Below are 6,494 nucleotides of genomic sequence, written 5' to 3'. Positions count from 1 at the left end.
TCCGCGATCGGAGCCCCACCCATCAGCAGACTCAACAACCTCCCTGGACATCACAGCTAGGTGTACTGACCTCGACCGTTGTTGATTCGGTCGATGGGGGTGTGGCCTCCGATGCCGAGGTGGGCTCTGTCTAGGTTGTAGTGGTTGAGCCATGTTGGCAAGGCGGCTGCGCGTTCTGCGTTTGAGGTGAAGGGGTGGGCGTAGGCCCACTCAGCGGCGAGTGTGCGATTGAGTCGCTCGACCTTCCCGTTCGTCCAGGGGCAGTGCGGCTTGATGAATTTCTGCGTGACCTGGTTATCTGCCAGAGCGGCGTGGAACGCTCTCGCATGCCGGTAGGCGAACGCGTTATCCGTGATGATGCGCTCGACTCTCACCCCGAGATCGGCGAAGAACGCGATCGCTCGCCGGGCAAACGCTGCGCAGGTGTCGCCCTTCTCGTCGCTGTGTACCTCGGCATAAGCGACCCGGGAGTGGTCATCGATGGCGGCGTGGACGAAGTCGTATCCGACCTTGCGATGCGAGGTCCTGTGAACAGCCGCGCTCTGCGAGGGATCGGCCCGCCATCCGCCGCCGTCAGGGATACGGCCGAGCTTCTTCACGTCGATATGGATCAGCGACCCGGGATGATCGTGTTCGTAGCGGCGCGCAGAACGGCGCGTCGCGCGGATCACGATTCCCGTGACCGGGTCCAACTCGCGCAGCAACGGCATCTGGTGGCGGCGCAGAACACGGCCGACTGTCGAGGCGTGTATCCCGAGCTTTCCAGCGATGAAAACCGGTCCCCGGCGGGTGAGGTGACGCATGATCCGCACCCGCGCCTCCACGCACGGACCCGTCCGCGCCGGATGCGACCTCGCCACGCTCGATCGGTCCGCCAGCCCAGCCAGCCCGAGCTCACGAAAACGACGCCACCACCGCCACGCCCGTCGTGCGGGAGATACCCATCTCCGCTGCCACATGAGCGACCGCCGCCCCGACTGGATGCGCTGGACCATGATCAACCGGCCTGTCGGAGTCAGCCGGGCATTAGCGTGGGACACGAGAAGCCTCCGTGTGATCGAGCTTGTAGAACTAGACAGCTCCAACTCGACACCGGAGGCTTCTCCTACGCCAACAACGATCCGGGTCAGTACATCTAGTCGAAGGATCGGTCACCGCTGACCTCCTGCTCAAGGCATTCGCCTCTCTGGGCGAGGATGATGCGAGGGCACTGGCGAGCGACCCAAGGGCCCTCGTGACTGGCTTTGAGGGAATGACGTTGCCTCCACCTCTTGCCCAGCGTCAAAGGACCGACGCCCAGGCGGATCTGTGAAGACTTTCATTACTCATTCAAGGCCGGCCTTCGGCCGGCGTGGGCGCTTGCGGTGTGTCCGGTCCTCGCTCCGCTGCGGTCCGGGCGCTCCTCAGCGTCACACCGAGTCCCCTCACCACGCCCCTATGCTTGGTCCATGACGGACCTCGATCTTTTGACGAACGACGCCAGCGAGGAGCCACCCCTCTTTGGTGCTCCACGCTTCCTGAGCATCGAACTGACGAACTTTCTGTCGTACAAGCACGCGCGACTCGACCTCTCCGATTTCACAGCCCTCGTCGGCCCGAACGCCAGCGGCAAGTCCAACGCGGTCAAGGCGTTCCGCCTGTTGCGTGACATCCCTACCTATGGGCTTCCGGTAGCGCTCGCGCGGCACGGCGGCTACGACCAGCTGCGTCACCGTAGCAATGGGCGTCCGAACGATCCCGCATTGCGGCTGACGTTCGCTTTTGATGATGCTTCTGCATCCTTCTATGAGCTTTCGCTTGCCTCTGTTAGCGGCAAGCGCTACAAGGTGAAGCGCGAACGCGCGGAGATCAACTACGGCTCACGCGGAGCGAAGATCTACTTCGACAGCGACGGCCACCGTGTCGTCTCATCTGAGCGCGGAGAAGACTCGCCGGGGAGCGTCATACCTCCCGGCCAGAGCGCCTTGACAACCGGGCCTTTAGCGGCCTTCGTCGTGTACAACGCCCTGAGGTCAATCCAGACCATCGAGATCAACCCGGCGCTCGTCGGTAGCCTTCAGGAGCCCTCGTCAACGGGTGAGTTTGACCCAGCAGGCTCGAACACGGCAAGCGTCTTTGAGTCCTTGTCACAAGATGACCGGCAGGCGGTTGCGGAGCGCCTGTCGGCGATCGTTCCGGGGATAGTCCGAATCGAGCCACGCAGTTTCACGGACCAACAGACACTCGCATTCATCCAGTCAACGGGCAACGGCAATCGGGAATTCTTGGCAAAGCAGATGTCCGATGGAACGCTCCGCGCGTTTGCGATCATGCTGGCCCTGACGCAAGACGTACGGCCACGTCTGATCGTCATCGAAGAGCCCGAAGTCGCGATCCATCTTGGAGCGCTTCAGAGTCTCGTGGAGATTCTGCAAGCGGAGTCGGCGACCACACAGGTGCTGATCACAACTCACAGCGCCGACATCATCGACGAAGTTCCTGTTGAGTCTCTCCGGGTGGTGTGGAGCACGGATGGCAGATCGTACCTTGCACCCGTGAGCGAGCACACCTTAGAGGTTCTGCGTTCTGGAATGATCACTCCCGGTGCTCTGCTTCGCGCGGACGCGCTCGACCCCGAGCCTGCCTCATGACGGCCGCGCCAGGTCTCCCGCACATTGGTCTCGTTGTTGAAGGTCCGGGTGACAAGGAAGCATTTCCGATCCTGCTCCGCAAGTATCTTCAGACTCAAGGCGTTTACGCCGAAGTGCTCGGCAAGCCGGTGCCACTCAAAGGAAAAGGGTCCGCGACGTCTCCCTCGAACGGCGTAGAAGGGTACGTTCTCGCTGCCGCGCGACCTGGGTGCCGCGGAATCATCGTCCTGGTCGACGCGGACAAGGACTTGAGTTGTGTTCTCGGTCCAACGTTGCTCGCTCGGGCTCAGGCGGTCACAGCGATTCCCGTGGTCGTGGTCGTGGCGGAGCGCGACTTTGAGGATTGGCTCTATTGCTCCGTCGAAACTCTCGAGATCGGTGACGCGAGTTGGTCTCCAGCACAACGCGGTAAGAACGCAATCGAATCTCTGATCGCTCCCGCGAAGTATGTGAAGTCCACGATGCAAGCCCGCCTGACTCATCGCGTGGACGTCTCCGTTGCGAGAACCCGCAGTTCAAGCCTCGACCGCCTGCTTCGAAAGGTCGACGCGATCGTTGAGACCCTTTAGGGGTGCCGGTTCCGTGCCGGTAGCTCCGCTGAAACCACCCTCAACCAGCCGCCACTAACCATGACGACTTCCGCAGAATCACGCGGCAAACGGCGACCAACGAGCACCCGCTGACCCACACAACCTAACTCATAATCGTGAGGTCGCGGGTTCAAGCCCCGCTCCTGCTACAAAATGAAACCCCCGGGATTCCGGGGGTTTTGTCGTATCCGGGCGTGCAGGCCGGAGGCGCTGAAGTGGGTCGCACCGGCTCTGCGCCGGTCGCGGCTTCATGGTGTGCGTCCGACCTTCCGTCGTCGCCGAGGTCTCCTTGACAGTCGCCTACCACATGCTTAATCTCTTAACCATGCGGTTAGCAAAGGTCGAATCCATTCCTCGACGAGTACGCGTGAGCCAAGTGCTCTTGATCGTGGTGGCGGTTGCGCACGCCGTGTCGATCCCGGCATTGATCCTTCTGCGCCGAACGCTGGAGAGTCAGCTCGCCGTCGCCAATCCGGGACTGCCTCCGGCTGATGTGGCGAAGCTGGTCCTCCTCGAGATCGTGCGAACCGCGTCCTTCCACGGGCTTCTCGCGGTGGTGTGTGGCGTCTACGCCGCCAAGCTCCCATCGGGGAGCCGGCGGGTGTTCCGGATCGTGGTCGCCTCGCAGATGCTGTCCATCGTCTTCGGGGCGCTGACCTGGTTCATCTCCCCCGAAACGGTGCGGTGGATCTCTCCGCCGTTCGTGCTCGCGGCAGTGGTGATCCTCGTCCTTCTGCAGGGGTCGGCGACGACGAGGGCCTTCTTCACGGTTCGGCGTCGATCCGAAGCGGGAGCCGCCCAGACCACGTCCTGCTCGTCGTCGACGTCCGCGACGCCGCCTTCCTCCCCCGGACGGAAGTCCGCCCCCGCCCGAGAGGAATCGAGATGATCACCGCATCCCCGTCGCTCACCGACGCGCTCTTCGTCCTGGCCCACCGGCCTGACGGTCGCCGCATCATTCAAGGAAAAGTGCTCCGGATCGGGCTCGGAGGCGCCGCACTCCTCGACCTCATCGTGCGGGGGCACGCCTCTGTGATCGACGGCGAGGTGGCGGCAGTTCTGACCGGGCCCGTTCCGTCGGGCCTGATTGGTGACCTCGATCGGCAGATCCGCGCAGAGCCCGCCCGGCGATCCGCGAAGCACTGGGTGAAGCGGTTCCGAGGCGTCGACCTCTCCGACCGCGTCGCCGACGAGGCCGCGGCACGCGGGTTCGTCAGCTCGATGACGACCGTATCGCTGGGACTCTTCGCTGTGGTACGCCACGTTCCGACTGCGCGGGCACGGGACGAGATCGTGACCCGCGTGTCAGAGGTTCTCACCGGCCATCGCGACCCCGACGACTGGGACTCGGCGCTCGTGGCGTTGTGTCGGGCGACACGACTCGTCAAGAAGGCGTTCCCGGGAACGACCAAGGCTCGCATCGAGGCAGTGACCGGAGGGGGTGAGACGGCCGATGCCGTGCGCAAGGTGATCGCCCAAGCCAACGCCGCGGTGAACAACGCGATCATCGCCACGGTGAATGCGAACAACGGATCCCAGGGGTTCTGACCGTATCGCACACACGCGGCCGTGCCCTGGCGGTGTGCGCCCCTGATGAGCGGATGATGGTGAGGTGGCTTCTCGTCGGTTGCGACGCGACGCCGCGGAGACTCACCGAAAGGACACATGAGTGATGGTCGATCGCCCCGTCGCCCGGAAGCCCGCCGTGCGAGGACGCCGGAAGCAGGAGCACGAGCTGACCTTCGCGGAGCGAGCCCGTCGTGAGCAGTTGATCGGCGTCACGATCGATCTGATCGCGGAGAACGGCGCGGCGCGGACCTCGCTGCAGAACATCGCCGACGCGGCGTCGATCACCAAGGCCGCCGTACTGTATCACTACGCGACGAAGAGCGACGTCATCCGCGCGGCCTATGAAGACGTCCGCAACGGGCTCGTCGACCACGTCCGCGAACATGTCGCCGCCGCCCCCACTCCCGGCGCCGCGTTGGAGGCCTACCTGACAGCGCTCATCGAGCACCTGGCCGACGACCCCAGGCGCATCCGCGTGATGGCCGAGTCGTTCATCGACCCGGAGATCGGCGTGATCGAGCACACGGAGACCGCGCGACGATGGCAACCCCTCGCCGAACTGATCGTCCGGGCGCAGGCCGCGGGCGAATACGACGAACACGTCGACGCGCGGGCCCATGCGATCATCCTCGGCGGCGCCGTCGACGCTCTCACCGCGGAGACCCTCGCCGATCCCGACTTCCCCATACGAGATGCGGCGACCTCACTCCTGGGAGTGCTGCACGCCTTCACCCCGGCCTCGCAGCGCCGCTGAGCGGGGCCCGAGCCCGCCTCCCGCAGATCGCGGAGCACGGTCGGGAACACAAGCCGAGAGAGTTCGCCGCGCCGCCCACTCTCCGGTCGCCCAGGATACCCAGCCTGTCACGTCAGTCCTGGTCCAGATAGGCATGGCGCGAGTGTGATCGCGGCTCGGAGGCGGCGTGGCTACCGGGTCGAGGTACTGATTCATTCATGCAGGCCTGTCTCCGAGCGCGCATGGTAACTTCGCAGACTGCGAGCAGGTCTGACCGAGGGGGACAAGTGCGTAGACGGGGATCGATTATCGCATTGGTGGTTGTCGGGGTGATCGCACTGGCGATGATCGGGGCGGGAGCGTCATCGCTCGCGAGTGCGAACGAGCAGCGGCTTCAAACGCAGCGATTGGCGGAACAGGGGCACAGGGCTACGGTCTTGGACGCACGGGTCAAGGTGTTCCGGGGGAGCGACGGAGAACGTCGGGGCGTCGAGGTGGAAGTGACGTTCTCGGACGTGGACGGGGCCGCGACGACCGCGACGTTGCGCACGACTCCGACTATCCCGGTGGCGATCTCCGGCCCGGACGGCTGGGAAGACGAGTTCCCGGGGAAAGCCGACATCGTCGGCGCGGAGGTCTTGTATCTGCCGGGAGCCCCAGTCACGGTCGAACTCGAGTCCGAGTTGTCGGCGCAAGCCGCTTCCGGATGGGGGTTCTTCGACATCTTCGGCATCGCGCTGTGCGCGATGGGAGGACTCCTCGTCGTGATCGTGCTGACGGTGGCGCTGCGATCACGCCGCGGAAACGAGTAGACCATGAACGACGCAGCATTCCGGGGAGGAGGGTCCGCGCTGGCGTTCGTCGCCGTGCTCGGGCTCTCCGCCTGTGCCGTCGCGCGGTCACCCCGGTAGATCCGGTGCACGAGACGTCGGTTGCTTCTTGAGCGCGAGGAGGCCTCAGACGACAGTTCCC

Annotated in this window: 7 protein-coding genes; 6 read left to right on the top strand and 1 reads right to left on the bottom strand. The window is 64.4% G+C overall.

Features of this window, described 5'->3' with window-relative positions:
* Positions 1 to 56 precede the first annotated feature (56 nt).
* Positions 57 to 1,040 (bottom strand): IS481 family transposase, encoded by a 984-nt coding sequence (locus ABWO84_RS09895; RefSeq protein WP_353114367.1) that lies wholly within the window; start codon positions 1,038 to 1,040, stop codon positions 57 to 59.
* Positions 1,041 to 1,448: 408 nt separating this feature from the next.
* On the opposite strand from ABWO84_RS09895, the gene ABWO84_RS09890 reads away from it, so the two are divergent.
* From ABWO84_RS09890 to ABWO84_RS09865, 6 genes are all read left to right on the top strand, one after another.
* Entirely contained in the window at positions 1,449 to 2,630 is a 1,182-nt protein-coding gene (locus tag ABWO84_RS09890; RefSeq protein ID WP_353114366.1) for an AAA family ATPase, read from the top strand.
* Positions 2,627 to 3,199, top strand: a complete 573-nt coding sequence (locus ABWO84_RS09885) for a DUF4276 family protein (RefSeq protein WP_353114365.1) — start codon at positions 2,627 to 2,629, stop codon at positions 3,197 to 3,199. The genes ABWO84_RS09890 and ABWO84_RS09885 overlap by 4 nt, the downstream gene beginning before the upstream one ends.
* A 388-nt stretch (positions 3,200 to 3,587) precedes the next feature.
* The gene (locus ABWO84_RS09880) at positions 3,588 to 4,109 is read left to right on the top strand and encodes a hypothetical protein (protein ID WP_353114364.1); all 522 of its coding nucleotides are present in this window, start codon (positions 3,588 to 3,590) and stop codon (positions 4,107 to 4,109) included.
* Positions 4,106 to 4,768 carry a GOLPH3/VPS74 family protein gene (locus ABWO84_RS09875; protein WP_353114363.1) on the top strand — a complete coding sequence of 221 codons (663 nt, stop codon included), beginning with the start codon at positions 4,106 to 4,108 and terminating at the stop codon, positions 4,766 to 4,768. The genes ABWO84_RS09880 and ABWO84_RS09875 overlap by 4 nt, the downstream gene beginning before the upstream one ends.
* A gap of 124 nt (positions 4,769 to 4,892) precedes the next feature.
* Entirely contained in the window at positions 4,893 to 5,543 is a 651-nt protein-coding gene (locus tag ABWO84_RS09870) for a TetR/AcrR family transcriptional regulator (protein ID WP_353114362.1), read from the top strand.
* A gap of 266 nt (positions 5,544 to 5,809) precedes the next feature.
* A complete protein-coding gene (locus ABWO84_RS09865) occupies positions 5,810 to 6,334 on the top strand; it encodes a hypothetical protein (RefSeq protein WP_353114361.1) in 525 nt (174 codons plus the stop codon).
* Positions 6,335 to 6,494: the final 160 nt, after the last annotated feature.

This window comes from Microbacterium sp., assembly GCF_040394595.1.
In the GTDB taxonomy this organism is placed as follows: domain Bacteria; phylum Actinomycetota; class Actinomycetes; order Actinomycetales; family Microbacteriaceae; genus Microbacterium.
The sequence above is the reverse complement of the archived record's forward strand: the minus strand, read 5'-3'. Positions and strand labels throughout refer to the sequence as shown.